This window comes from Spirochaeta thermophila DSM 6578 (genome assembly GCF_000184345.1).
In the GTDB taxonomy this organism is placed as follows: Bacteria; Spirochaetota; Spirochaetia; order Winmispirales; family Winmispiraceae; genus Winmispira; species Winmispira thermophila.
The window spans coordinates 1,726,632-1,751,602 of sequence record NC_017583.1; the positions used below are offsets into that span (position 1 = coordinate 1,726,632).

Genomic DNA, 24,971 nt, shown 5'->3' on the forward strand with positions numbered 1-24,971 from the left:
GGGGTTTACATTCCGTACACATCGGCTATACTTGAGCCCCATGGTGCACGTCGATGACCGTTACAGGAAGGCACTCATCCTCTACCTCGCGCGGTGGGTGACGCCGAGGAGGTTCCGCAGGATGCAGGAGGTGGTGAAAGAGCGGACCCGGTACATAACCGTCGTCCTCGAAAACATCTACCATCCGCACAATGCCAATGCGGTCTTGAGGAGCGCAGAGGCCATGGGTCTACAGGATGTGCACATCGTGGAGGATGCCGTTCCCTTCACTCCGTCGAAAGGGGTGTCAATGGGCACCGCCCGGTGGCTCTCGCTCCATCGATACCAGGATCCTCGAGTGGCGGTCAGCCGCCTCAGGGAGGAAGGCTACCGCATCATCGCCACCACCCCGCACCGCACCCCCACTCCCGTAGACGAGTTCGATGTCACACGGGGAAAGTGCGCGTTCTTCTTCGGAGGCGAGCTTCCGGGTCTCAGTGACGCCGTGCTCGAAGCGGCAGACGAATACCTCACCATCCCCATGTACGGGTTCGTGGAGAGCCTCAACATCTCGGTGACGGCAGGAATCGTACTCCATAACGTGGTCCAGCGGCTCAGGAAGACCGACATCCCGTGGAGGCTCACGTCCTCCGAGCAGGAGGCCCTCCTCCTCTCGTGGTTGAGGAGACGGATCCCTCACCACAAGGAGCTCGAGGAAGTCTTCTGGAAAGACCCCTCCCCCTATCTGGAGGCACTCGCCTCTTCCGAAGTCCTCGGGGACTCGACGCCGGAGGAAGCCTCGTCCTCCTGAAACGAGACCCGGGAGAGGAGCGTGTAGCACCAGTAGAGCAGGGCGAGGGCCTCGGCCCGTCCTTCGGGGACGGGTGCCTCTTTCACGAGGTCTGCGAGTCTCCCGAGCACCGGGGTAAGCCGGGAGGTAGGCACTCCTGCGAGCACGTGCGACACCCATGCACCGATATCGGCGAACCTCCCCTCCTCCCACAAGGTGCGCAGATCCTTGCGTGCCTTCAAGAAGACATCGAGGTGACGCGCCTCGTCCAGAAGCAGGGAAAGCCCCGCTCCCTTCCTCCGGTTCTCCCTCTGATAGACAAGGGACAGAGGGGGTTCACCGTCCAACAAGTCGGCCAGGAGGGAGTGGTACGTCTGGAGAAACCCCTGCGACCGCCCCGACGGGATCTGGAAGAAGAGATCGAACTCCCGGGGCCCCATGAGGATCCAGGCGATGACGTAGTTGAGGAGGCTCACCGGGTCCATGAACTCACGCTGTTCCCTCAAACGGTACTCCACCAGGGGGAGGAGCCCCTTCTCCCCGATCCGGGCGAGCGACTTGGCCGCGACCGAGGCGGGCCGCAGGTGATCGTTCCTGCAGACCTCCTCGAGGAGCCTTCGGGTCTCCTCTCCGGGATAGGCCCCCAGGGCGAAGAGGGCCTCCTCCCTCACGTAGGAATCGGGGTCGGCGGCTTCCTTGAGGATGTACGGCAAGAGCGAGGGCCGGGGATGCTCGAAGAGGGCGAGGAGGATCTGCTTCTTCTCGGGAGAGAAGGGAGAGAGGAGGAGGTCCCTGAGGGTCCTGTCCGCAAGCGGACCGGGATCCTGGGTGATCCTGAAGAGGAGCACCTGCTTCTGCTGGGGGTCCTTCTCCTCCACGAGGGCATGGCTCGCGAGGAACACCCTGAGGTTGCGGGTGGAGAAGAGGATGGAAAGGACGTCCCGCACGCTCATCCCTCCTCCCTCCTCGAGTCCGGCCGCGAGGAAGACGAGGGTGAAAAGCCCCGCACCCATGGCGAGGAACACGAGGTCGAACCCGTCGGTCCCGGGCACGGTCCCGGAGAGGTCGGAAAGCACTCCCGCGAGGAAGCCGCTGCCCAGGGCGATGAGCGCGGTGGAGGCCGTCATGAACGAGGAGAATCCTGCGGTGTTCCCGTCGGGGATCATCTGGATGCTGATCTTGCTCACGAAAAGCCCCACCACGCCCACGAAAAACTGAAAGGCCATGCCGACGAGGAAAAACGCCCACACCGGTGCCGAGAGCGGCATGAACACGAAGAGGAGTACGCACACCGCCGCCCCGGACGTACCGAGGATGAGGAGGGGACGAGCCCCCATCCTGTCGACGAACGGGATCATCAGCATGCCCGCGAGGGCCGAAACCACGAAGGATGCAAGGGAATAGAGGAAGACCGTACCCTGCGAGAAGAGGAGGACCTTCCTCAGGAAAGGAACGATCATTCCCTGCAGGGTGAAGACGATGGAGGCCACCCATCTGATAGTCGTCCTCCTCCGTACCTCCCTGGTGAATGCGTAGCGAGCGGCCTCCCACAACCCGGAGGTACCGGGAGGAGGCTGGATCCGATCCCGGGAGGGGACCTGCCAGTAGTAGTACGCTGCGAGGGAGTTCATCACCACCCCGAGGCTGAGGAGGAAGAGGAGCTCATACGGGTGCGGGAACGGGAGGTAGGTGACGGCCACGAAACTGATGACCTGTGAGAGGGCCCCGGTGATCTGGAAACGGATATTGAGGGAGGAGATGAACTCACCCAGCTCGTGACTCGGAGCCACCCTCTTCTGGACCGTCTCCTGCATCGCGATCCCGACTATCCGGGCGACGCAGAAGAGGGTATAGAGCACGAGGATGAGGAGGACCGCCCCCCTTCCGGAAGTGAGGAGGAGGAACCAGTACCCGAGACCGGTGGCCCCCCGAATCCACCACGCCACCGCCCACACCTTCCCCATGGGGAGCCCCTCGAGGAGACGGGGGACGAAGAGGAGCGCGAGCCCCGCCACGTTGATCACGGAGGAGAGGTACCCGAGCTCCAGGTTGGTGGCGCCATAGGAGATGGCGAGCAACGAGATGACGGTGGACCCCAGGAAGGAGAAACCGAGACCGTTGAAGAGGGAGCCCTGCAGGTAGGCCCATCTCCCCTTCCTTCGTTCCTGGGGGGTGAGATACTGCGTCCTCATGGACCACCACTATACATCATTCGAATCCCGTATACAATTGCAGGTATGGTCTGGTCTTGTACAAGAGACCGATTTATACGTATGCTGTACTCCCGGCCATGCGAAGACCGACAGGTGAAGGAGCGTGAGCGTGTCGATCTACAGGGTGCACATCCAGTGGAAGGACAAGGAGCTGGTGGTAGAGGCCAGGAGTCTCGACCTCACCCACCCCTACTTCGTCTCGATCAAGGACATCCTCCTTCCCGAAGAGAGTTCCCTCATCATCAACCCGCAGGCCGACGAGGTGCGGAAACTCATCGGTGACGCCCACCACCTCATGTTCCCTTTCCAGAAGGTGACCCTCATCGAGGAACTCGACGAGAAGAAGACCCGCGGGCCTAAGATCAAGGCCTTCCCGGTCACGGGCGAGGGTGTGGACGAGGAGGACGGAGGACCGGGTGATCCCAAGGACGGCTGATCACGCACGCAACGAGAGGAGCCTCCTAATCCGCTCCTCGGTGGGCGGGTGTGAGAGGAAGAGCGAGTGCTCCCGCTCGAGTCGTCTGAGACTGCGGCCGAAGGGGAAGAGGGCCCCAAGGATGTCGTAGCGAGGGCTCGTGATGCGGTAGAGGGCCATCGCAAGGCCCTGGGGATCGCCGGTGAGCTCCGCGGCGGTGAGGTCGGCCTGGAACTCACGGGTGCGTTGGATCGCGAGGGCGAGGAGCAGGCTCAGGATGGGCGAGGCTACCATAAAGAGGAAGAAGCTCAAGGGCTGAACCTGACGGGCGAAGAGGAGGAAGGGAAAGAAGAAGACGAGGAGGACCCAGCCGGCCTGGGAGACCATCTCGGTGAACTGACGGATGATCTCCACCATCCTGAAGAGGGTGAGGTCTCCATTGCGGATGTGCGCGATCTCATGCGCGAGTACACCGGCGAGCTCGCGGGGGGGAAGGGAGGAGAGGAGGGTGTCGGTGACCACAATGACGGGACGTTCGGCAGGGCCTGTGGTGAGGGCGTTCATGAGCGGCGAAGGGACGAGGTAGAGCTGAGGAGCCTGAGGGATGCCTGCACGCTCCGAGAGGGTGTCCACAAGGCGATACACTTCAGGGGCCTCCCAACGGGAGAGCGGGCGCGCATTCGCCGGGATGAAGTAGGCGTCTCTCGACAGGCGTACCATGAGGTAGATGAGCCCTCCGATGAGAAAGAGTCCCAGTCCGGAGAGCCCCAAAATGGTGCGCGCCGAGAGGTAGAGGAGGACACCGAGGAGGGCGAGGAGGCCTGCACTCTTGAAAAAAAGGAGCATCTTTTCTCTCACGACCATGTCCCTGGGCATTGTACCTTCTCCAGTAAAGAAGATACCCACGGACCGTCCCATCGAACACCCCTTGCAGAGAAAAGGAAAGGTCGGCACCATACTGAGCAGTTCCCTGTACCGAGGAGGAGGCCATGGAAATAGAGGTGAAGAGGCTTACGGAAGAGGAGATAGAACGGCGGGGCATCCGCTCGTGGCCTGTCTGGAGCTGTGGGGTCGAGCGCTTCCCTTGGATCTACGATGAGGATGAGGAGTGCCTCATCCTCGAAGGCCGGGTCATTGTGGAGACGCCCGATGGGAAGAAGGTGGAGATCAAGGCTGGCGACTTCGTGAGGTTTCCGAAAGGTCTTTCCTGTATATGGGACGTGAAGGAGCCCATTAGAAAGCACTACCTGCTGGGATAAGGAAAGCCGGGCGTGATGCCCGGCCCTGTGTGTATCAGCCCTGCTCCATCCGTCGCTTGATACGTTCCCACTCGTCTTTGAGTGTGACGGTACGGTTGAACACGAGCCGCTCAGGGGTGGAGTATTTTGAGTCGAGGCAGAAGTAGCCCTTGCGGAGAAACTGGTAATTCTCTCCTGCCTCCACGTGTTCGAGCGAGGGCTCGAGCACCGCATCTTCCAGTATCACGAGGGAATCGGGGTTGATGTAGTCCAGGAATGTCTTGCCCTCCTCCACGTCGGTGGGGTCCTCTTTGGTGAAGAGCCTGTCGTACAGCCGCACCTGGGCCCTGAAGCCGTGGCGAGCCGAGACCCAGTGGAGGGTGGCTTTCACCTTCCGGTCGCTTCTCCGTCCTCCGCTCCTGGTCTCGGGATCATACGTGCAGCGAATCTCCACGATGTTGCCCGCCTCATCCTTCACCACTTCCTCGCACCGGATGATGTAGGCGTGCTTGAGTCGCACCTCCCTTCCTGGAGCGAGGCGGTAGTATTTCGGCGGCGGATCCTCCATGAAGTCCTCGCGCTCGATGTAGAGCTCACGACAGAAGGGGATGAGTCTGGTACCGGCGGAAGGATCCTCGGGGTTGTTCTCGGCCTCGAGCCACTCCACCTGGTCTTCAGGATAGTTGGTGATAACGAGTTTCACCGGCTCGAGCACGGCCATGCGTCGGGGCGCGGTCTTGTTGAGCTCCTCTCGGATCACGGCCTCGAGGAAGGCCATGTCCACCACGCTCTCCACCTTGGAGACACCTATGCGATAACAGAAGGTACGGATGCTCGATGGGGTGAACCCCCGCCGCCTCAGGCCGGCGATGGTGGGAAGTCTGGGGTCGTCCCATCCGTCCACGTGGCCCTCCTGGACCAGTTGCGTGAGAAGGCGCTTGCTCATCACGGTGTGGGTGAGATTGAGACGTGCAAACTCTATCTGCTTGGGGTGCGGGAGATCGGGGATCTGGTCGAGGAACCAGTCGTAGAGCGGCCTGTGCACCTCGAACTCGAGGGTACAGATCGAATGCGTGATGCCCTCGAAGGCATCCTCGAGTCCGTGGGCCCAGTCGTAGGTGGGATAGATGCACCACCTGTCGCCCTGACGGTAGTGGGAGACCTTCCTGATGCGGTACATCACGGGGTCACGAAGGTGCATGTTGGGAGAGGACATGTCGATCTTGGCCCGCAGGACGCACTCCCCCTCCTCGAACTCGCCCCTGCGCATCTTCTCGAAGAGCTCGAGGTTCTCCTCCACGCTCCGGTCCCGGTAGGGGCTCGGGATACCCGGCTCGGTGGGCACCCCTCGCATCCTGCTTATCTCTTCAGGGGTCGAATGATCCACGTAGGCCTTGCCCTCTTTGATGAGCCGGACCGCGAGCTCGTACATCCGGTCGAAGTAGTCGGAGGCGAAGTAGAGCCTGTCCCCCCAGTCGAAGCCGAGCCAACGCACGTCCTCCATGATGGCCCGCACGTACTCCTCGGTCTCCTTCTCGGGATTGGTGTCGTCGAACCTGAGGTTGCAGGTGCCCCCGTACTTCTCGGCGAGGGAGAAGTTGAGGACGATGGACTTCGCATGGCCTATGTGGAGATAGCCGTTCGGCTCGGGGGGGAAGCGTGTATGTACCGTGGTGCACCACCCGGTCTCCAGGTCCTTTCGGATGATATCGTCTATGAAGTTGTCGGGCATGGTCTCTCGTACCGGCTCAGGCGACATAGCGGCTCCTTGTGTGAGGAGATATACGGGTGCAAGAGTAGCCTGAAGGAAGAGAAGTGACAAGGGGAAAGTGACTTCAAATACATACGACAGATGTACGGATTCATGGTATACTATGTTCCTATCGTGACGAACGTGACGAAGGGAGGAACGGCACATGTCAGAGGTGCGTGGTGCGATCACGCTCATCACCGGAGCAGCCTCAGGGTTCGGAAAGCTCCTGGCGCTCAGGGTCGCGCAGGAGGGGGGAGATCTCGTGCTCGTCGACCGGGACAAGGAGGGCCTCGAGGCCACGAGCGAGGCATGTGGGGCATGTGGGGTGAAGGTGTGGCCGTATGTGGTCGACATCTCCTCGAGGGAGGAGATCTTCCGTACGGCCGCACGGATCAAGGACGAGGCGGGCCCGGTGGATATTCTGGTGAACAACGCAGGGGTGGTGACAGGGAGGTCATTCCGGGAGGCGCCGGTGGAGAAGATCGAGGCTACGTTCGCAGTGAACACGTTGGCACACGTGTGGCTGGTAAAGGCCTTTCTGGAGGAGATGATCGCCCGGAACCGGGGGCACATCGTGACGATCTCCTCTGCTGCGGGTATCATCGGAGTGCGGAGGCTCGCTGACTACTGCGCCTCGAAGTTCGCAGTGTTCGGATTCACCGAGGCCCTCCGTATGGAGTTCAAGAAGGAGGGGCTTCGCATCAAGACCACGATCGTGGCTCCCTACTATGCGAAGACCGGGATGTTCGAGGGGGTGAGGACCAGGGTGCCGTGGGTGCTTCCCCTCCTCGAGCCCGAGTACGTGGTGGCACGGATCTTCAAGGCCATCAAGAAGGACAGGCCCCTCGTGGTACTGCCTCCGGTGGTGCGGAGTGTGTGGTTCTTCAGGCTCCTCGGGGTGCGGGTGTTCGATGCGGTGGCCGATGTGCTCGGGGTGCACACGAGCATGGATACGTTTGTGGGAAGGAGGACCTCGTGAACAGGGTGTACACGGTGTCCCGCGATCCGTATACCGGGGAGGAGTTGGGGAGGTTTCCGGTGCATACGCCGGAGGAGGTTCGCGAGGCGATCGCCCGGGCAAGGGAGGCCTCGCGGGTGTGGCGCGAGGTTCCACCACGGGAGCGGGCGCGAAGGCTCCTTCGGGTGCGGGAGGTGCTGGTGGAGGAGGCCGAGGCGATTGCCATGGATATAAGTCGGGAGAACGGCAAGGTGCCCACCGATGCGATGGCGACCGAGGTGCTCCCTGCGACAATCGCACTCACCTACTACTGCAAGATGGCGCCACGGTGGCTCAGGGAGGAGCGTCCCGGGGGCGCGACGGTGATCCTGGCCCACAAGCGGGTGCGTATCGTGAAGGAGCCATGGGGGGTGGTGGGTATCATCTCACCGTGGAACTACCCGTTCGCGATCCCGTTCTCCGAGGTGGTGTGCGCCCTCCTTGCGGGTAACGGGGTGGTGCTCAAGGCGGCTTCGATAAGCCAGCTCGTGGCGCACAGGCTCGCCGGGTGCTTCGAGCGTGCGGATCTGCCGGAAGGGCTCTTCTCGCTGGTGAATGTGCCGGGGAGGGTGGCGGAGGAGTGCTTCCTGGGGGAGGGGGGTGTGGACAAGTTGTGCTTCACGGGGTCGGTGGCGGTGGGGAGGCGGCTGGCCGAGCGGGCAGGGGCGAGGCTCGTGCCGGTGGTGCTCGAGCTGGGGGGGAACGATCCGGCCCTGGTGCTCGAGGATGCGGACCTGGATCGTGCGACGTGGGGGATCGCGTGGGCGGGGTTCCAGAACGCGGGGCAGTCGTGCGGCGGGGTGGAGCGGGTGTACGTGCAGGAGGGGGTGTACGAGGCCTTCCTGGAGCGGCTCGCGGGGGTGCTGGAGGGGCTGCGCTACGGGCTGGACGGGAGGGTGGAGAACGATCTTGCGGGGCTGAGCACGGAGGAGCAGGCGCGGGTGGTGAGGGAGCACGTGGAGGATGCGCTCACGAGGGGGGCGCGGGTGTACTACCGGAAGGAGGTCCCCGAGCCCTGGGCCGGGCATCCTCTCGCCGTGCCGCCTACGGTGCTGGTGGAGGTGGACCACTCGATGCGGGTGATGCGCGAGGAGACGTTCGGGCCGGTGGTGGGGGTGATGCGGGTGGGGAGCGTGGAGGAGGGGGTGCGGCTGGCGAATGAGGGGGGTATGGGGCTCACGGCGTCGGTGTGGAGCAGGGACAGGCGGAAGGCGCTGCGCATCGCCCGGATGCTGGAGGCGGGTGTGGTGACGGTGAACGATCACCTGATGAGTCACGGCCTGCCGCAGGCGCCGTGGGGTGGGTGGAAGGATTCGGGGCTGGGGTGGACGCATGGGAGGCGGGGGTTCGAGGAGATGGTGCGCCTCAAGACGGTGGTCGACGATGTGCTCTCGTGGCTGCCGAAGCAGGTGTGGTGGCACCCGTACGGCGAGGAGTCGTTCGGGGCGCTGGGGGCAGGGGTGCGGGCGCTGTACGGGAGGGGGGTGTGGGAGCGGGTGAAGGGGTGGGTGAGGCTGGCGCGGGGGGCGGTGAGGAAGGTGCGGAGGGGATAGGGGGACAAGGCGGGCTAGAAGAGGGTGTACTGGCGGGGGCCACGGTCGGGCAAGGGTGCGGGGCGCCAGGGGAGGTGGGCGAGGAGGGGGGAGGGGGCGCCGGGGAGGATCCGCCCCTTCAGGGTGCGCCGCCTCGCCATGGTGAGGACCACCTCGCGTTTCGCGCGGGTGAGGGCCACGTAGAGGAGCCGACGCTCCTCTTCCTCGTCCGATCCCTCGGTGGGAAACAGGGAGAAGGGGACCAGGCCCGCCTCACAGGCGGGGATGAAGACCACCTCGAACTCCAGGCCCTTGGCGGCGTGCATGGAGAGGAGGGAAACCTCCCCCTTCCTCCCCTCCACCCCCTCCATCCCCCCCGCCAGGCAGTCCGCCACCAGTTCCCGCACCGGAAGGTGCGGGAACCTCCCCACGAGCTCCTCCCACACCCGCAGATCCTCGCCCTCCAGCCCCCACCGCCTCCCCACCCCTCCCCCCACCTCCCCTGCAGCCCGCTCCCACACACCCCCCTCACCCATCACCCGCGCCAGACGCTCCCGCGCCCCCCTTGACAACCGCACCCCCTCCCCCACCCGCCGGTACGGGATCCCATGGTTCCTGAACGCCTCCTCCAGGACATCCATCACCAGGTGGGTGCGGCACAGCACCCCTATCTCCTCCGGCGCCACCCCGCCCTCATCCTCCACCACCTCGCTGTCGAACGAGAAGAACGTCGTCCCCCCCAGCCGCTGCTCGATCTGCCGTGCGATGAACTCCGCCTCGCTCTCCGGGCTCGCACACTCCCACGCACTCACCCTCCCGCCCCCACCCCTCGCCCGCATCCTCCGCCCCACCCCCTCACCCAGCACCCCCTCCGCCACCTCCAGCACCTCCGCCGGACAGCGGAAACTCTCCTCGAGCCGCACCACCCGCGCCCCATACTCCTCCACGAACCGATCCATCCACTCAGGGGAAGCCCCCCTGAACCCGTAGATCGCCTGCGCAGGATCCCCTATCATGCACACCACCCCCTCCCCCCCGGGCGCCATCCGCACGAGGAGCTCGTACTGCGCCGCATTGAGATCCTGCGCCTCATCCACCAGGACCCACCGGCACCGCCCCCTCACCCACTCCCGCACCCCCTCCACCTCGTCGATGAGCCGGGCCGCCCGAAGGAGAAGATCATCCACGTCGCAGGCCCCCCGCTCCGCAAGCACCCCCTCGTACACCCGCCACACCTCCCCCACCACTCCCTCCACCTCCTCCGGACGCATCCCCTCCCGCTTGAGCCGCTCCAGCCTCCCCAACCCCACCCTTCCCGCACCCACCCGTCCGCACGCCTCCTCCCACACCTCCCGCCGCTCCTCTTCATCCAGCACCACCGGCGGCACCTCGTACCCGGCCTCACGGTGGAACCGCACCAGGCACTCATAGGCCCAGGCGTGGAACGTCCCCGCCCACACCCCCTCGGCTCCACAGGTCCCCTGGAGCCTCGCCTTCAGCTCCTCTGCAGCCTTGCGCGTGAACGTGAGCACGGTGATACCCCCCTCCCCCTCTGCCACCAGCCTCGCCACCCGCTCCACCAGGACCCTCGTCTTCCCCGCCCCCGGCCCGGCCACCACACACAGCGCCCCATCCCCGACTCTCACCACCTCCCTCTGTACACCGGTGAGCCCTCCCTCGACCACAGCACCCCCCTCTTCCCTTCCCTTCACCCGCGAGAGCATCCCGGGATCGAAGGCGAGCAGGGGCCGTACCGGCACCTCGGGCGCCTGATCCCTCCCGAAGAGCCCCCCTTCAGGCCTCCACCCCTCAGGAAACACCCGCACCACACCATACTGTCCATCGAACCCCTCCCTCACCCACACCCGCCGTGCCCTCATCCTCACCACCCCCTCGGCCACCCACCCATCCACCCGGATGATCTCCTCCACCGGCACTTCGAGCAGGACCTGAAGCTCACCCCCCAGCTTCCGGACAAGATCGAAGTAGCGCCCCTTCACCCCCTTCGACTGCACCCCCTTTCCCTCGACCTCGGCCACCACCTCATCGAGCGGCACGAGCGAGTAGAACGGCGGGAACCGCTCCGGCTCGATCAGATCCCGGTCTGCAAGCTGCACCACACGGTTCATCACCCCCACGGTGAGCGGCCGACCACACACCGGGCACCTCCCCTCCCTCTCGAGCGTCTCCACCGGCGTGAGACACACCCCGCACTTCCGGTGTCCGTCCAGGTGATACTTCCCCTCCTCGGGGAAGAACTCCACCGTCCCCAGGAACCCCTTCCGGGTCTTGAGCGCCTCCCGCATTGCAGGAAACGAAAGCTCGGTGTCGAAGAGGTTCGCCTCCCTCCCCAGATTGCCCGCGGAGTGGGCATCCGAGTTGGAGACCAGGGTGAACCTGTCCAGGAACGAGCAGAGCCAGTTCATGGGAGGATCCGACGAGAGCCCGGTCTCCACCGCAAAGATCTCAGAAGAGAGGTCGCGGTAGCACTCCTCGATCGAATCGAAGCCCGACTTCGACCCCAACACCGAGAACCACGGAGTCCAGATGTGCGCAGGGATAAAGATCACCCCGGGATGGGCATCCAGCGCCATCTCCACCAGATCTCTGCTGTCGATTCCCAGGATTGGCCTCCCGTCCGAAGCAAGGTTCCCCCGTCGCTCCAGGGCACGAGAGAACCGCTCGGCCGCCTCGAACGAAGGGAAGAGGACCACGTGGTGCACCTTCCTCACCCGCTTCCCATCAGATGATTCGGCGCTGTAGATGGTGCTGATCTCACCCGAGAGCACAAACCTCGTGGGAGCCCGATCGAGGGCAAAGGCGATCTCTCCCGCCTGTGCTGGGGTGGGAAGCGCCTCCCGCCTGAGCACGAAGAGCCCCTCCTCCGCAGGCTCGAGCACCTCGGAGAGCTCCTTCCGCCAACCCGGATGGGTGCAGTCACCGGTCCCCACCACTGTAATTCCCTTCACCCGCGCCCACAGGTCGAGAAGCTGCGGCGTGAGAAACTTGCTCGTCCCCCGCGAGAAACGGGAGTGGGTGTGCAGATCGGCGATGAACCTCATTCCTCCTCCTCTATCACATCCTCGAACAGGAGCGAGAACCTGCGCGGCATCATCACCTCCATGGCACTCCTCAGGGCGAACTCATCGGTCATCCCCGCGATGTAGTCGAAGACCACCCAGTCCTCCTCACTCCGCTCCTGATACACCGTGCTCATCTTTCCCACAAAGTCACCGAACTGGCGCGCGAGCCTGTTGTGCTCCCTCGCGTAGCGCCCCACCTCCCAGCCGTACCGTTCGAAGAGCTCGCTCAGGTAGTCATGGAGGGTCTTGAGGATACGCTCGAAGTACTCGTGGAACGAGGTGAGCCGGGGACTCCGATAGATCGCACGGTAGTTGAAGTCGAGCAGGGCCATGAAGGCCTCGTACACCGGCTCCGAAAAACCGATGCCCCCGTGATCCAGGGAATACGAGATGAGATCTCTCACCAGGGTGTTGATGATCTCACTGTTGGTGCTCCCGAGTATCTGCACCGCCCTCTCGGGGATATCCTCCCTTCTCATGATCCTGAGCTGGAGGGCATCCTCCAGATCCCTCCCCACGTAGGCGATCCTGTCGGACATGCGTACCACACATCCCTCCCACGTCGAGGGATACCCCTCCACACCCTCCAGATCTTCGAGCACGCGTTCCTCCCTATCGGGCACGATCTCTCGCTCGAACCGCTCCCCGCAGTGGAGGGCAATCCCCTCCCTCACCGCATAGGTGAGGTTGAGTCCCTGACCGTACCCGGCCAGCAGATCCACCACCCGCAGGCTGTAGAGCTCGTGGTGGAAGGTGCGCCCCCGCGGCATGTAGGAGGCGAGGATCTCCTCACCCAGGTGTCCGAAGGGTGCATGGCCGAGGTCGTGGCCCACCCCTATGGCCCACGCGAGGTCGCTGTCGAGCCCCAAGGCCCTGCAGATGGTGGCGGCGATGGTCGCCACGTGCATCACGTGTTCGATCCTGGTACAGATGTGGTCGTTCTCGGGGATGAAGAAGACCTGGGTCTTGTGCTTGAGCCTTCGAAAGGGATACGAGTGGATGATCGCCGTGGCGTCCCTGAAGTAGGCCCCGCGAGGGTCGGTCCCCTCCTCCGGTCGGGGCCGCCTCCTCCGTCGATACACAGTGTCGTCGAGAGGATTGACGAAGAAGAGGTTGCCCATCGCCACTACTGTACGGCCAGGCCCGGCGAAAGGCAAGGGGGACTCCCTCCGCCGACCACATCAACAGCCGTTTTATCTCCCACGACATTTAATACATTTAGCCCCACGGTTAGAACTTTTCTTCCCTCTGCTTTATACTTTGAGAAGGATGGAAGGGGAGGACGACTGAGAATGCACTGATACAAAGCAGCATACGACGTGGAAAGGAACAAGAGCGATGTCTTCCACCACTTCCCTCCAGAGGACCATATTCAGGACCGTAGTCCTCATCGTCATAGGATGGGTGACCATCTACGGATCCCTCACGGCCTCGATCCTCTTCTCCAGGGGGATGAGTCTCGCCCGTCAGCTGGTGGCCCAGCGCAACCTCGCCGCGGCCTACTACCTCAAGGCCTACTTCACCCCCTTGAGGAGCACCGCGGAGTTCCTGAGCTCCCAGGACATAGTGAGGAACCTCCCCCGCCTCGGCCTGAAGGAGAGAGAGGAGGTCCTCGGGCTCTACCGCGCCCTCGAGGCCGCGAACCCGGACCTCTACTACGTCTACTCGGGCTATGAGGACGGCAGCCTCGTCATCAACAACTACGTTCCTCCTCCGGGATTCGACCCGCGGGTGCGCCCCTGGTACACGGCCGCGCTCGGTTCGGCCCCCGACCTTTCTCCCGGCATCCCCTACCAGGAGATAAAGACCGGAGAATGGCTCGTCTCCATCAGCAAGGTACTGCTCGACGACGAAGGAAATCGGGTGGGAGTGGTATCCATCGACGCCTCCATGGAGCGGGCGGCTGAATTCCTGAGAGAGAGCATCACCCCCTACACCACGAGCTACAGCTACGTGGTGAACCCTCGCGGGATCATACTCATCCATCACCGGGAGGAACTCCTGGGCAAGAATCTCTCGGATATCATCCGGCCGCCGGCGGCCTTCACTAAAACATCATCTCCATTCGAATACCGCTTCGAAGGGGTGGAAAAGTTCGCGCACTACACCGTGCTTCCCGACTTGGGATGGGTTGTTGTCACTGTACTCAACAAGTCAGAGGTGCTCCTCCCCCTTATTCATCAGATCACCATGGGCTTCCTCGTCGTGGCCCTTCTCGCCGCCACGTCCGGGTGGGCCGCCAGCAGGCTCCTCACCCGTCACGTCATCACGCCCCTCGCAACCCTCCAGGCTGACCTCGAGCGGGTGATCTCCGGCGCCCCGGGAGTACCTCTCGCAGACTATCCGGACAACGAAGTGGGTCAGATCGCGAAGGGAGTCGAGCAGCTCACACGAACCGAACTCTACAGGAAGAATCAGGCGCTCAAGGCCCTCAACACACGCCTCGAGATCCTCTCCACCACCGATCCCCTCACCTCGATCTTCAACCGGAGAAAACTCCAGGAGGAACTCACGAGGGAATACCACCGGGCACTTCGGTACGGTTCCCCCTTTTCACTCATCCTCATCGATTTGGATCATTTCAAGACCATCAACGACACCTTCGGCCACGGCAAAGGAGACGAAGTACTCATATGGACGGCGGAGATCCTCCGCACCCATCTGAGGAGCACCGACATCGTCGGGCGCTGGGGAGGCGAGGAGTTTCTCGTGCTCTGCCCGGAGACCCGTCTCTCAGAAGCGGCACTCATCGCCTCAAAGCTGGGTAAGGAGATCGCCCGTACCTCGCCCCTCCCCTCGTGTCGCGTGACCATCAGCGCCGGGGTGGTCTCCTTCTCTCCCGGGAAATCCCTCGAGGACCTGCTCAAAGAGGCCGACGAGAAACTCTACCGGGCAAAGGGAAGCGGGAGGAACACAGTCATCGTCTAGTTCTCTTGTTACGTATCTTCCATTTCCCTATAATGCTACCATCACATCCTGGAGGAACGAGTCGATGTACAGGAACCTCCCCCATCTCCTCAAGCTGCAGGCGGAGACCTACCCTGAAAGCGTCGCCCAGTACGTGAGGCAGCCTGAAGGAGGATTCACCCCCATCACCTACAGACAGCTCCTCGAAGACGTCCTCACCTGTGCTGCAGGATTCGCGGCGCTCGGTGTGGGTAAGGGAGATCTCGTAGCCCTCATCTCTGAAAACCGGAGGGAATGGCTCCTCGCCGACATGGGGCTCCTGTTCCTCGGCGCCGCCGATGTTCCAAGGGGATGCGACGTCACCGAGAAGGAGCTCGAACACATCCTCCTCACCGCCGAGTGCTCGATCGGGGTGTTCGAAAACATCAGCCAACTCAAGAAGGCCCTCGCTTCAGAGAGGATACGCACACAACTCAAGACGGCCATACTCTTCGACATGCCTGCACAGATCGAAAGGGAGACAGCCGGGATCACCGTGCTTTCCTTCTCCGCTCTCATGGAGAGGGGAACTCAGGCCCTCCCCGGCATGAGGGATCACATACTCACCGCCGTCGAGGAACTCCCGGCCGAGGCCCTCGCCACAGTGATCTTCACGAGCGGCACCACGGGCCTCCCCAAAGGGGTCATGCTCTCACACGGCAACTTCCTGCACCAGGTGAAGGGGGTGCCCATCCTCCTCAAGGTGGGGCCCGGAGACATCTGGCTTTCGGTACTCCCCGTGTGGCATTCCTTCGAGCGCATGATGCAGTATGTGGCGTTGAGCAGCGCTTCGGCGATCGCCTATTCCAAACCGATAGGCAGGATCATGCTCCAGGACATGGCGACCCTCAAACCCACCTGGATGGCCTCGGTCCCCCGGATCTGGGAGGGGATACGGAAGGGCATCCTCCAGACGATAAAGAAGGAGTCCCCTCTGGTCCAGGCGATCTTTCAGGCTTCTCTCGTCGTGGGGAGGGCGTACGCGTTCTTCACACATATGGTGAAGGGAGAGCTTCCCCGCTTCAAGTGGCGTCCCCGTATCCTCGACAGGGTGATCGGCATCATCCCATTCCTCCTCCTCTGGCCGTTCAAACAGCTCGCCCATCTTCTGGTATTCAGGAAGCTTCACCGGAAGCTGGGAGGACGGTTCGTGGCCGGTATTTCGGGAGGAGGGGCGCTTCCGCCCGAGGTCGACGGATTCTTCGACGCCATAAGAATCACAGTGCTCGAAGGCTATGGCCTCACCGAGGCCGCACCTGTACTGGCCGTACGCTCCTACTACCACCCGGTGCCACACACCGTGGGTCCGGTTTTCCCCGACACCGAGATCCAGATCCGGGACGAAGAAGGTAACGTGCTCCCGCCGGGGAGGCAAGGCACGATCTTCGCACGGGGGGGCCAGGTGATGCTCGGCTACCTCAAGGCACCGGAAGAGACCCGGAAGGTACTCGACGAAGAGGGCTGGCTCAACACGGGTGACCTGGGGATGCTCACCTGGGACAACGAACTCGCCATCACCGGCCGGGCCAAGGACACCATCGTCCTGAGAGGAGGGGAGAATGTGGAACCGGCCCCCCTCGAACAGGCCCTCAAGGAACACCCCCTGGTGGCCCATGCCATGGTGGTCGGCCAGGACGAGAAGTACCTGGGGGTCCTCATATTCGTGGACCAGGACAGCCTCAAGGAGTGGTGCACGGAACACGGACTGGATCTCACGGACGACATCCACCGACACCCTAGACTGATAGAGGAATTTTCCGATTTCATCTCGCACAGGATACACCCACGTCACGGCTTCAAACCCTTCGAGAGGATCTACCGGTTCACCCTCCTCCCCAACACCCTTACCGTGGGGGAGGAACTCTCCGCAAAACAGGAGATCAAGCGTCACGTGGTCTACAGGAAGTACGCAGACGAGATCAGGGCCCTGTATCGATGAGTCCTGCTTGGCACGCCATCTCCTCTCTGCTACCCTGGCCACATGCCGTCGCACATCACGCACGCCCTCGTCGCATGGAAGGCCTGGTCTCTCGTTACAGGGGAACGTATCCCAGAGAAAAGCCCGCTTCCCCGTCATCTTAAAGCCCTCACCCTTGGGGCCCAGGGACCGGACATCTTCTTCCACAACAGGAGGAGGAAACCTTCCGGCCTGTCCCTCGGCGCCCTTGCCCATAGGAGCGCCTACGGTCCTCTCACCTCCGCCATGCAGGAAACCCTCGCCGAGGACGACGCTCTCGGCCTCGCCTACCTCGCGGGATGGATCACCCACGCGATAACCGACCGCATCTTCCATCCCTACGTGATCTACCGGAGCGGCTGGTTCAGCCCCGCGCTGCCTCATACCACACGGTACATACGATGCCACACCCTCCTGGAGCGGCTCATCGATCTCCACCTGCTCGCCGAGGAGACCACTCTCGAGATAGAGGAGCTCGAGTTCAGAGACTACGTGGATCTGGGGGAAGAAGCCCCCGCCTGGCTCATACGGATGCTGAAGACGGGCTTTCGCTCCACCTACCAGGAGGCGCGCAAGGACAAGAAACTCCTCCTCAGGATCAAGAACGCCTATGCGGATGCGCGGGACTTCTATGCCGCCATACATCCCATGACCCACGCCCTCGTCGTCCGGCGCATGGAGGAAAGGACCTCACGGGAGGCGAAGCTCAGAGGACTCGCCCTCCTCCACCCGCTCCTCCCCCCGTCCTTCGACATTGCCAACACCCGCCGGAGTCTCTGGTACGAACCCAGCCCACCCCCCACCCCCAGGCGGGAAGGCATCGCCGAACTTTTCCAGAAGGCCGTGGACCTCTCCACCGGCACCCTCGTCCCCCTCTACTCCCCCCGCGTATCAAAAGTCCCCCTCGAGGCCTTCCGGAGAGACGGCACCAACCTCTCCGACGGCAGGGGTGAGGGAAGGCCGCACGTACGCTACAGCAATCCCCTGCCCCTTCCCTCCTACCTCGAGGATCTTCTCGTCCACTACGAAGAGAGGTTTCCCCTCACTGCCCCGGCGGCCGGTGCAGGGCCTTCACGTACTGGATGAACTCCTCCTCCCTGAGCGGCTCCTTGTAGAAGAACCCCTGGAAGATCTGGCAGTTGAAGGTCCGCAAGAGGAGGGCCTGCTGCTCGTTCTCCACTCCCTCGGCGATCACCGCAAGGCCGAGCCCGTCGGCGAGCGTGAGGATGGCCTGTATGATGGCCACGTCCTCTCCCCTCGCAGGCAGCCCCTGGACGAACGACTTGTCGATCTTTATGGCCTTCACCGGATACTGCTTGATGTACTGGAACGTGGAATAGCCCGTCCCGAAATCATCCAGGGCGATCCCTATCCCCATCTCCTCCAGCCGGGAGAAGAACTCCCTGCTCCCCATATGCTCGAGGAAGGTCCGTTCCGTGATCTCGAGTGTGAGATATCCGGGAGGTATCCCGTGGCGAGAGAGCGTCTCTCTCAGGTGATCGACCAGTTGCACGTCCTTTATCTGCTGGGGGGAGAGATTCACCGAGATGAGGAGGGAGGAAAGGCCCTCCCTCCTCCACCTCCCCCATGCCTCTGCAGCCCTGCTTATCACCCAGCGTCCGAGTGGAAAGATGAGCCCGGTATCCTCTGCGATGGGAACGAACTCGGAGGGAAGGATCAACCCCTCTCTCGGATGACGCCACCGAAGGAGGGCTTCGGCCCCCACCACCACCCCCTCGATGCTCACCAGAGGCTGGTAGTAGAGTTCGAGCTCCTCTTCCCGAAGAGCCCGTTGAAGATCGCGCATGCGCCTCAGCCTCGTGGCGGCCCCCTGAAGCATGCTCTGGGAATAGAATCTGAACCCGCTTCTCTCCCTCCGTGCATGGTGGAGTGCAGCCTCGGCGTGCTGGAGGAGGACCTCGGCCGATCCCCCGTTCTCGGGATGGAGGGCGATACCCACCACGCCCGAGAGATACACCGGGGTGCCTCGGACGAAGAACGGCCGGGCGAAGGTGTCCAGTATCCGTTGCGCGAAGAGGGCCACGTCACCCGAAGAGGAGGCCCCCTCGAGCGTGAAGACAAAGGTCTGGTCCTCGATGTGGAAGAGGAGATCACCCCGCCGCTTCACCAGAAGGAACCTGTCAGCGATCTCCTTTATGACCAGGTCCCTCGCCTCGTGGCCGTAGAGATCCGTCACCTCGGAGAGATCCTCGGGGCTCGCCACGAGAAGGGCGAGCTTCTCCTCCGTCCCTCGCCCGATCCTCGCCCCCACTCTCTCATAGAACCGCGGAGCGGTCTCGAGCCCCGAGATCCGGTGCCGATGGGTGAGTTCATCCAGCTTCTCCTCCAGCTCGCGGGTCTGTGTGACATCTTCCATGAAACCGATGAACACGGGATGACGCCGCCCGTTCTCCGCGATGTAGACGAGCCCGTACACCTTCACCGTGAGAAACCTGCCCGAGTCCCTCCTCACCCTGCACTCGAAGGAAAACCGCTGTCCCTCCGCCCAGTGTTTGCCCACGAACATCTCCTCCACCCGTTCCCTGTCCATGGGATGGATGTTCTCGAAGAACACCCTCGCAGGATAAGAGACGAAGGGAGAAAGCTCGGGGGCGAAGTGTTCGCAGAACCTCTTGCTGAAAACGAACTCCCCCCGCCACGGGGTATAGCGGAAGAATCCTTCCTCCGCAGTATCGAGGGCGAAGAGAAACTCCTTGGACCGCTCCCGAACCTCCTTCCTGAGGGAGCGCACCACCTCCAGGAACACCCCTGCCGCGAGGAGGAGGAGGTCTCCCATGTATCGGGCCGACACATCCTGGAGATAGAGGCCCCAACCCCCTGAAGCCACGAATTCAGTCGCTCCCACCAACAGCAGGGCCGTGACCACGGGGACGCGCCGGACCCCCAGGAAGTACGCCGTGATGAGGGGAACAAGCCCCACGAGGATCGCATAGGCCCCTGTAACGGACGATCCCACCAGTATGAAGACCACATATCCCAGAAAGGAAATGCCGAGACACACGCCGAGTATCGAAAAGCGAGTCCAGGGTCCCGTCTTCACGAGATGTACCATAGCATGAGAAATTTCGGCCCGCAATTCGATTTTTTATTTTTTTTAGAGATTTTTGAGGTTTTATAGATTCTTGGAAGGTGATTATCCATTATTTGCCACCCGGGAGTACTCTCTAAGTACCTCCAGCAGAAGCTCGAATAGATCCTCCTCCCTATGATTATACCGCCACTCCAATTCTTTCAAGTACAGCGGAAAACGTTCTACACTCACCCCGTGATGCTGGAGCAGCCGCCCTTTCGCATAACTCCAAAACCCCTCTATCCCATTGATGTACACTTTCCCATTCGCAAATCGCTTCCCGTGATCAATCCGCTTGTGCCTGAATCCATAGCTCACAAGCCCATCATAGCTCTTGAACCGGTCGGTATACACAAGCGACCCCCGCTTCACTTTGGCCACTGCCAGTCGTACAAGCTCCTCCGCACTTACCTGCTCCACCACTTCCACCTGCACTTTTCCCCCTCGCTCAAGAATCCCAAACACAGGAATCTTCCCTGCCGCCCCTCTCCCCCTCTTCCCCTTTCTCTTTCCTCCAAAATAACTTTCGTCCATCTCTACTTCACCTTCGAGCAGGCTCTTCCCCTCCTTCTGGGTGTGGACCCATATCGCCTTCCGAAACAATGTGTAGAGCCTCAGCGTCACCTCATAGGAGAGCCGTAACTGCAAAGCCGCCTTGTGGGCGGTAACTTCCATCTCAAAGAGCTTCATTGCCCACAGGATCTTCTCCCAGGAGAGCTTCATCCCCTCGAAGATGCTCCCTCGTCGTATGCTCCACTCTTTCCTGCACTGGTAGCACTTGTACTTCTCTCGTCTCACCTCGCCTATATGCTCACTTCCACAGAAGGGACACCGGGTGTACGTGACGAGGAGACCTTTCTCTCTCAGATAGGAGACCGTTTTCTCTCTATCGCTTGCAAGTGTTGAAAGACTTACGACGTCCATATCCGTGCCACCTCTCTCTTCGGTATTATACCACAGGTGGCTCAAAAATGGTAATCACCTTTAGGAAAATCCAGACAAAGGGGTGTACTGCGCCCATTAAGTCAAGACAAAAAGGGTAGGGAGAAATGGTAGTACCTAAAGGGGTCATGCGACCTCCTCTCCTTGCATCTGCGCCCAAAGGGCCTCATATTCCTCGGGGCTCCTGTACCCTAGCGCACTGTGGACATAGTGCCGGTTGTACTCCTCCGCCCATCCCCTCACCGCCTCTTCCAGCTCCCCCACGTGCTCCCACTCCCGCAGCCACAACAGCTCCTCCTTCATCGTCCGTATCATCCGCTCCGTGTCCGCATTCCCCTTCGGATTGTTGTAGCTCGTGAACACCTGTTCGATCCCCAATACCTCCATCGCCTTCATGAACGACCGGCTCAACGGTTGGCTCCCGTTGTCACTCACCAGCCGAAGCCCTCTCCCCCTCACCCCCTCGGGAAACTCCCGCTCCACCGCCATCTCCATCGCCGCACACCACTCCTCACTCCTCCCCCTCACCGACACCTTCCACCCCACCAGCTTCTTCGTGTACCAGTCAAGTACGATCACGAGATAGACCCATCCTATCCCTTTCACCAGCACCTTCGTCATGTCGATCCCCCACCACTCCCTCGGTCTCCTCGCCACCGGCTTCCCTCGCCCACTCCCACGTCTCGCTTTCTTCTTCTCCCGTCTACACATAAGCCCCGCACCCTTCATAAGTCCTCTCACCCGCTTCTCGCTCACCTCCTCCCCCTCCCGCCTCCTCAACCACCACGCCACCCGCCTGTACCCCCAGTACGGATGCTCCCCCACAAGATCCCTGATCTTCTCCATAAGCCGCCCATCGTCCCTCTCCTTCTCCTCCCGCTTCTTCCCCACCTTCTGCCCCCTTTTCCTCCTCGCATAGTACCGGCTCCGACTCACGCCAAGTGCCTCACACGCATCCTTCACCCGGTACCCTTCCCCCACCAGCCGCTCCACTGCCTCTATCTCCCCAACAGCTCCTTCGTTTTTTTAGTATCTCGATCTGGATCGCCTGCTTCGCTATGATCTTCTCAAGCTGCTCTATCTTCGCTCGATAGGTGTCCTTCTCCTTCCTGCCGTCTGCAAGGGCTCTCGTGCCCCCTTCCAGAAACCTGTCCCGCCATCGGTAATACATCGTCTGGCTGATCTGGTGTTCCCGGCAGATCTCGGCTATCTGCCGTTCGCTTCGGAGTCCTTCCAGTACGATCGCAAGCTTCTCTTCAGTGGTCCATGTCCGCTTCTTCATCTGCGTCCTCCTCCCTTATTCCAGTCTTACCTCTACCATTTCTCCGTGTCCACTCCTACGGGACGCAGTATAGGGGGGATGATCGAGATGAGTCTAAAGGAATTAAAACGAGCGGAAGTGTTGGGGAAGATGGAAAGCCAAGGTCTGACGAACGAGCAGGTAGCGCAGATCTTAGGGGTGAGCAAACGGCAGGTGCAGCGGTGGAAGAAGAGGCTCCGGGAAGGGGGATCGCGGGATTGCGGCATGGGAACCGAGGCAAACCGTCGGGGAATCGGAAGGAGGAGGAGTTTCGGCAGAGGGTGGTGAGTAGGTATCGGGAGAGGTACGGGGATTTTGGGCCGACGTTTGCGAGCGAGCAGTTGGCGAAGGAAGGTCTTGAGGTGGATCACGAGACGCTACGCAGGTGGCTGCTGGAGGAAGGAATCTGGGCGAGGAAGAAGAGGAGGAAGCCGTACCGAAGCCGGAGGAAACGGCGGGCCTGTTTTGGGGAGCTGGTTCAGTTTGACGGGTCCCCGCATGATTGGTTTGAAGGACGGCGCAGTGCCTGTTGCTTGATGGTGATGGTGGATGATGCGACGGGGATCACGTATGCGCGGTTCAGTGAACAGGAGACGAGCGCTGCGGCGATGCAGCTGCTGTGGGGCTGGGTGGAGCAGTATGGGATCCCGATGAGTCTGTACTGTGACTTGAAAAACGGCTACAAGACGCTGCGGGAACCGACGCTGGAGGAACAGTTGGCGGGCAAAGAGCCGAAAACCGCATTCGAGCGGGCGTGCGACAAACTGGGGGTACAGATCGTGAGTGCGTATTCGCCGCAAGCGAAAGGGCGGGTGGAACGGCGGAACGGGATTCTGCAGGATCGGTTGGTGAAGGAACTGCGTCTTGCGGGGATTTGTACGATCGAGGAGGCGAACCGGTACTTGTGGGAGACGTTCCTGCCTCAGTTCAACGAACGCTTTGCGGTAGAAGCGGAAGACTCGCAGGACGTGCATGTGCGATGTACCAAAGAAACGAAGCTGAAAGAGATCTTTTGCTTTGAAGCGAATCGAGTGGTACAAAACGATTACACAATCTACTATGAGAGGCAGGTGCTGCAGATCAAGAACGACAAAGGCTTCCTTCCTCGGCCGAAACAGAAGGTCCTGGTTCGAAAATACCTGGATGAAACGATCTCCCTGTTCCATGAGAATAGGGAGTTGAAGTATGAGCGGGTAACTCCTGCACGGCGCACCAAACAGCGGGCAGGATGAAGAGAATACTACCCAGGGGGTGACATTTTAACTGAGTTAAAAAGGGTGACATTTTTAGGGACTGTAACATCGAGTGTTGAAAAAGGCGGGGAAAAAAGATAAGGGGTATCTCCCACCACACTAATCCTTTTTTCAAGGAGGAGATACTCCATGAAGCGTGGTAACACACGCACACTGATTGAGACACAGTATACCCTCTCTGATCTGATGAAACAAGTGGAAGACCAGCTACGGGAGGAGGTGCGCCACACCTACAAGACGTACCTGGAACACCTCCTTGAGACGCTGAGAGAGGAGGCAGTAGGACGACCACGATATGCACGAGGGGAGGCTGAGAAGGCACCGTACTACCGGTACGGCTACAGGAAATGGAAGACCGTGCAGACCCCCTGGGGGCCGATCGAGGATGTACGCGTGCCCCGCATTCGCACCGGCGGGGGGGAAGGAGGTGAAGCTGGTCGCCTATGAGCAGAGGCTCGTGGCCCTCGCCGAGCAGCTCCTTCTCGGGTATGTGGGAGGGATGAGCGCGCGGACGTGGGCCATCCTGTTACGGGAGCTGGGGATAGGCGAGGCTCACCCGCAGACACTCCTGCGGCTCATAAAGCGTCTTCGTGAGGAGAAGGAGCAGTGGCGGAGGAGGTCCCTTAGAGGAGTGAAGGCCCTTGTGCTGGATGGGGTATGGGCCAAGAGGCGGGGGAGCGATCAGAAGAAGCTGGTGGTCTTAAGTGCCGTGGGGGTGAAGGAGGACGGGACACACGAGCTGCTTGACTGGATCGTTGCAGCGCGTGAGGACCGAGCGAGCTACGAGCGACTCCTTACCGGGCTCTACGAGCGGGGGCTTGAGGAGGTGGAGCTGGTGGTGGCCGATGAGGCAGAAGGCATCTGGCAGGCGGTGGAGACCGTGTATCCCGAGGCGAAAAAGCAGATATGTCTGTGGCACCTGCAGCGGACGCTTGAACAGAAGCTCCTGCAGGATATGGGGGAACGGAAGGGGAAGAACGCAGACCTCCAGAAGGAGAGGCGAGCTTTTCGAGCGGAGTACTGGAAGCTCTTTGAGGCAGGAGGGAAGGAGGAGGCAGAGGGTGCGTGTGAGGCATTCGTGAAGAAGTGGGCGCCGAAGGCTCCCCGGATGACGGCCGCCCTCCTGTGGCGGAAGGAGCGGCTCTTCTCCTATCTGGAGTTACCCTATGCGTGGAAGAAGAAGGTGAGGACGAGCAACCTTGCGGAGAACCTGGTTCGGCACATGAGGAGCTTTCTGCGACGGTATCCCGGGTATATGAGTCTTGCCCATGCGGATGAGGTGGTAGGCCTCTACGTGGTGGGCATGCAGGTGATACAAGAGGTGGGGAGACGCACCCCTTATCAGCTCCAGCGTAATTTCAACACTCCCCCTTGACAGTGCCCATTTTTATCGAGTCTTGACACCCCAGCACCGTCGGCATTGACGGATAGTGCATGAACTGCTAGTATAATAATGCCGACCCCTGCGGGGGTCGGTGGCCT

Annotated in this window: 18 protein-coding genes and 1 pseudogene; 11 read left to right on the forward strand and 8 right to left on the reverse strand. The window is 61.6% G+C overall.

Annotated features, from left to right (window positions below; genetic code table 11):
- The first annotated feature begins 40 nt into the window (after positions 1-40).
- Positions 41-790 carry a TrmH family RNA methyltransferase gene (locus SPITH_RS07865; RefSeq protein ID WP_014625131.1) on the forward strand — a complete coding sequence of 250 codons (750 nt, stop codon included), beginning with the start codon at positions 41-43 and terminating at the stop codon, positions 788-790.
- Here the strand turns inward: SPITH_RS07865 and SPITH_RS07870 are convergent.
- On the reverse strand, positions 721-2,961 hold the full coding sequence (locus SPITH_RS07870; RefSeq protein WP_014625132.1) for an MFS transporter: 2,241 nt from the start codon (positions 2,959-2,961) through the stop codon (positions 721-723). The two genes, SPITH_RS07865 and SPITH_RS07870, sit on opposite strands and share 70 nt — an antisense overlap.
- A 130-nt stretch (positions 2,962-3,091) precedes the next feature.
- Here SPITH_RS07870 and SPITH_RS07875 point away from each other — a divergent pair, with 130 nt between their 5' ends.
- Complete coding sequence (locus SPITH_RS07875) at positions 3,092-3,418, forward strand: DUF1820 family protein (protein WP_014625133.1); 327 nt, start codon at positions 3,092-3,094, stop codon at positions 3,416-3,418.
- On the opposite strand, the gene SPITH_RS07880 is transcribed toward SPITH_RS07875, so the two are convergent.
- Positions 3,419-4,261, reverse strand: coding sequence for a zinc metalloprotease HtpX (locus SPITH_RS07880; RefSeq protein WP_245523357.1), 843 nt, complete (start codon positions 4,259-4,261; stop codon positions 3,419-3,421). It lies immediately after the preceding gene.
- A gap of 125 nt (positions 4,262-4,386) precedes the next feature.
- Here SPITH_RS07880 and SPITH_RS07885 point away from each other — a divergent pair, with 125 nt between their 5' ends.
- On the forward strand, positions 4,387-4,656 hold the full coding sequence (locus SPITH_RS07885; protein WP_014625135.1) for a cupin domain-containing protein: 270 nt from the start codon (positions 4,387-4,389) through the stop codon (positions 4,654-4,656).
- 34 nt (positions 4,657-4,690) lie between these two features.
- Here SPITH_RS07885 and SPITH_RS07890 read toward each other — a convergent pair whose 3' ends face one another.
- Positions 4,691-6,394, reverse strand: coding sequence for a glutamine--tRNA ligase/YqeY domain fusion protein (locus tag SPITH_RS07890; RefSeq protein WP_014625136.1), 1,704 nt, complete (start codon positions 6,392-6,394; stop codon positions 4,691-4,693).
- A 157-nt stretch (positions 6,395-6,551) separates the two neighbouring features.
- On the opposite strand from SPITH_RS07890, the gene SPITH_RS07895 reads away from it, so the two are divergent.
- Both SPITH_RS07895 and SPITH_RS07900 read left to right on the forward strand, forming a co-directional pair.
- Positions 6,552-7,367, forward strand: coding sequence for an SDR family oxidoreductase (locus tag SPITH_RS07895; RefSeq protein ID WP_014625137.1), 816 nt, complete (start codon positions 6,552-6,554; stop codon positions 7,365-7,367).
- Positions 7,364-8,938, forward strand: a complete 1,575-nt coding sequence (locus SPITH_RS07900; protein ID WP_014625138.1) for an aldehyde dehydrogenase family protein — start codon at positions 7,364-7,366, stop codon at positions 8,936-8,938. The genes SPITH_RS07895 and SPITH_RS07900 overlap by 4 nt, the downstream gene beginning before the upstream one ends.
- A 14-nt stretch (positions 8,939-8,952) precedes the next feature.
- Here SPITH_RS07900 and SPITH_RS12805 read toward each other — a convergent pair whose 3' ends face one another.
- Positions 8,953-11,979, reverse strand: coding sequence for a UvrD-helicase domain-containing protein (locus tag SPITH_RS12805; RefSeq protein ID WP_014625139.1), 3,027 nt, complete (start codon positions 11,977-11,979; stop codon positions 8,953-8,955).
- On the reverse strand, positions 11,976-13,121 hold the full coding sequence (locus tag SPITH_RS07910; RefSeq protein WP_014625140.1) for a deoxyguanosinetriphosphate triphosphohydrolase family protein: 1,146 nt from the start codon (positions 13,119-13,121) through the stop codon (positions 11,976-11,978). Before SPITH_RS07910 ends, SPITH_RS12805 begins: the two co-directional genes overlap by 4 nt.
- A 217-nt stretch (positions 13,122-13,338) precedes the next feature.
- Here SPITH_RS07910 and SPITH_RS11790 point away from each other — a divergent pair, with 217 nt between their 5' ends.
- From SPITH_RS11790 to SPITH_RS07925, 3 genes are all read left to right on the forward strand, one after another.
- Positions 13,339-14,928, forward strand: coding sequence for a sensor domain-containing diguanylate cyclase (locus SPITH_RS11790; RefSeq protein WP_014625141.1), 1,590 nt, complete (start codon positions 13,339-13,341; stop codon positions 14,926-14,928).
- A 64-nt stretch (positions 14,929-14,992) separates the two neighbouring features.
- Positions 14,993-16,885: an AMP-dependent synthetase/ligase gene (locus SPITH_RS07920; RefSeq protein ID WP_014625142.1), complete on the forward strand. Its 1,893-nt coding sequence runs from the start codon at positions 14,993-14,995 to the stop codon at positions 16,883-16,885.
- A 42-nt stretch (positions 16,886-16,927) separates the two neighbouring features.
- Positions 16,928-17,989, forward strand: coding sequence for a zinc dependent phospholipase C family protein (locus tag SPITH_RS07925; RefSeq protein WP_014625143.1), 1,062 nt, complete (start codon positions 16,928-16,930; stop codon positions 17,987-17,989).
- On the opposite strand, the gene SPITH_RS07930 is transcribed toward SPITH_RS07925, so the two are convergent.
- The 3 genes from SPITH_RS07930 to SPITH_RS07940 all read right to left on the reverse strand — a co-directional run bounded on the left by SPITH_RS07930 (position 17,946) and on the right by SPITH_RS07940 (position 22,218).
- A complete protein-coding gene (locus SPITH_RS07930; protein WP_245523358.1) occupies positions 17,946-19,964 on the reverse strand; it encodes a putative bifunctional diguanylate cyclase/phosphodiesterase in 2,019 nt (672 codons plus the stop codon). The two genes, SPITH_RS07925 and SPITH_RS07930, sit on opposite strands and share 44 nt — an antisense overlap.
- Before the next feature lie 93 nt (positions 19,965-20,057).
- Positions 20,058-20,918 (reverse strand): IS1595 family transposase, encoded by an 861-nt coding sequence (locus SPITH_RS11795; protein WP_014624057.1) that lies wholly within the window; start codon positions 20,916-20,918, stop codon positions 20,058-20,060.
- Between the two features lie 144 nt (positions 20,919-21,062).
- Positions 21,063-22,218, reverse strand: a protein-coding gene (locus tag SPITH_RS07940; protein WP_014625145.1) for an IS3 family transposase whose coding sequence is annotated in 2 segments (ribosomal slippage) — positions 21,063-21,963 and positions 21,962-22,218 — 1,158 coding nt in all. Because the reading frame shifts where the segments join, the coding sequence is not laid out codon by codon here.
- Positions 22,219-22,305: 87 nt separating this feature from the next.
- On the opposite strand from SPITH_RS07940, the gene SPITH_RS12885 reads away from it, so the two are divergent.
- From SPITH_RS12885 to SPITH_RS07955, 3 genes and pseudogenes are all read left to right on the forward strand, one after another.
- The gene (locus SPITH_RS12885) at positions 22,306-22,524 is read left to right on the forward strand and encodes a helix-turn-helix domain-containing protein (protein WP_342626132.1); all 219 of its coding nucleotides are present in this window, start codon (positions 22,306-22,308) and stop codon (positions 22,522-22,524) included.
- Entirely contained in the window at positions 22,419-23,468 is a 1,050-nt protein-coding gene (locus tag SPITH_RS07950) for an ISNCY family transposase (RefSeq protein WP_245523359.1), read from the forward strand. The genes SPITH_RS12885 and SPITH_RS07950 overlap by 106 nt, the downstream gene beginning before the upstream one ends.
- A gap of 150 nt (positions 23,469-23,618) precedes the next feature.
- Positions 23,619-24,864: pseudogene (locus SPITH_RS07955) on the forward strand (IS256 family transposase).
- Positions 24,865-24,971 lie beyond the last annotated feature (107 nt).

Coding starts and splice junctions, on each gene's coding strand:
- SPITH_RS07895 (WP_014625137.1), top strand. CDS start 6,552: ATGTCAGAGGTGCGTGGTGCGATCACGCTCATCACCGGAGCAGCCTCA.
- SPITH_RS07925 (WP_014625143.1), top strand. CDS start 16,928: ATGCCGTCGCACATCACGCACGCCCTCGTCGCATGGAAGGCCTGGTCT.
- SPITH_RS07870 (WP_014625132.1), bottom strand. CDS start 2,961: ATGAGGACGCAGTATCTCACCCCCCAGGAACGAAGGAAGGGGAGATGG.
- SPITH_RS07880 (WP_245523357.1), bottom strand. CDS start 4,261: ATGGTCGTGAGAGAAAAGATGCTCCTTTTTTTCAAGAGTGCAGGCCTC.
- SPITH_RS07865 (WP_014625131.1), top strand. CDS start 41: ATGGTGCACGTCGATGACCGTTACAGGAAGGCACTCATCCTCTACCTC.
- SPITH_RS11795 (WP_014624057.1), bottom strand. CDS start 20,918: ATGGACGTCGTAAGTCTTTCAACACTTGCAAGCGATAGAGAGAAAACG.
- SPITH_RS07890 (WP_014625136.1), bottom strand. CDS start 6,394: ATGTCGCCTGAGCCGGTACGAGAGACCATGCCCGACAACTTCATAGAC.
- SPITH_RS11790 (WP_014625141.1), top strand. CDS start 13,339: ATGTCTTCCACCACTTCCCTCCAGAGGACCATATTCAGGACCGTAGTC.
- SPITH_RS07910 (WP_014625140.1), bottom strand. CDS start 13,121: ATGGGCAACCTCTTCTTCGTCAATCCTCTCGACGACACTGTGTATCGA.
- SPITH_RS12885 (WP_342626132.1), top strand. CDS start 22,306: ATGAGTCTAAAGGAATTAAAACGAGCGGAAGTGTTGGGGAAGATGGAA.
- SPITH_RS07885 (WP_014625135.1), top strand. CDS start 4,387: ATGGAAATAGAGGTGAAGAGGCTTACGGAAGAGGAGATAGAACGGCGG.
- SPITH_RS12805 (WP_014625139.1), bottom strand. CDS start 11,979: ATGAGGTTCATCGCCGATCTGCACACCCACTCCCGTTTCTCGCGGGGG.
- SPITH_RS07920 (WP_014625142.1), top strand. CDS start 14,993: ATGTACAGGAACCTCCCCCATCTCCTCAAGCTGCAGGCGGAGACCTAC.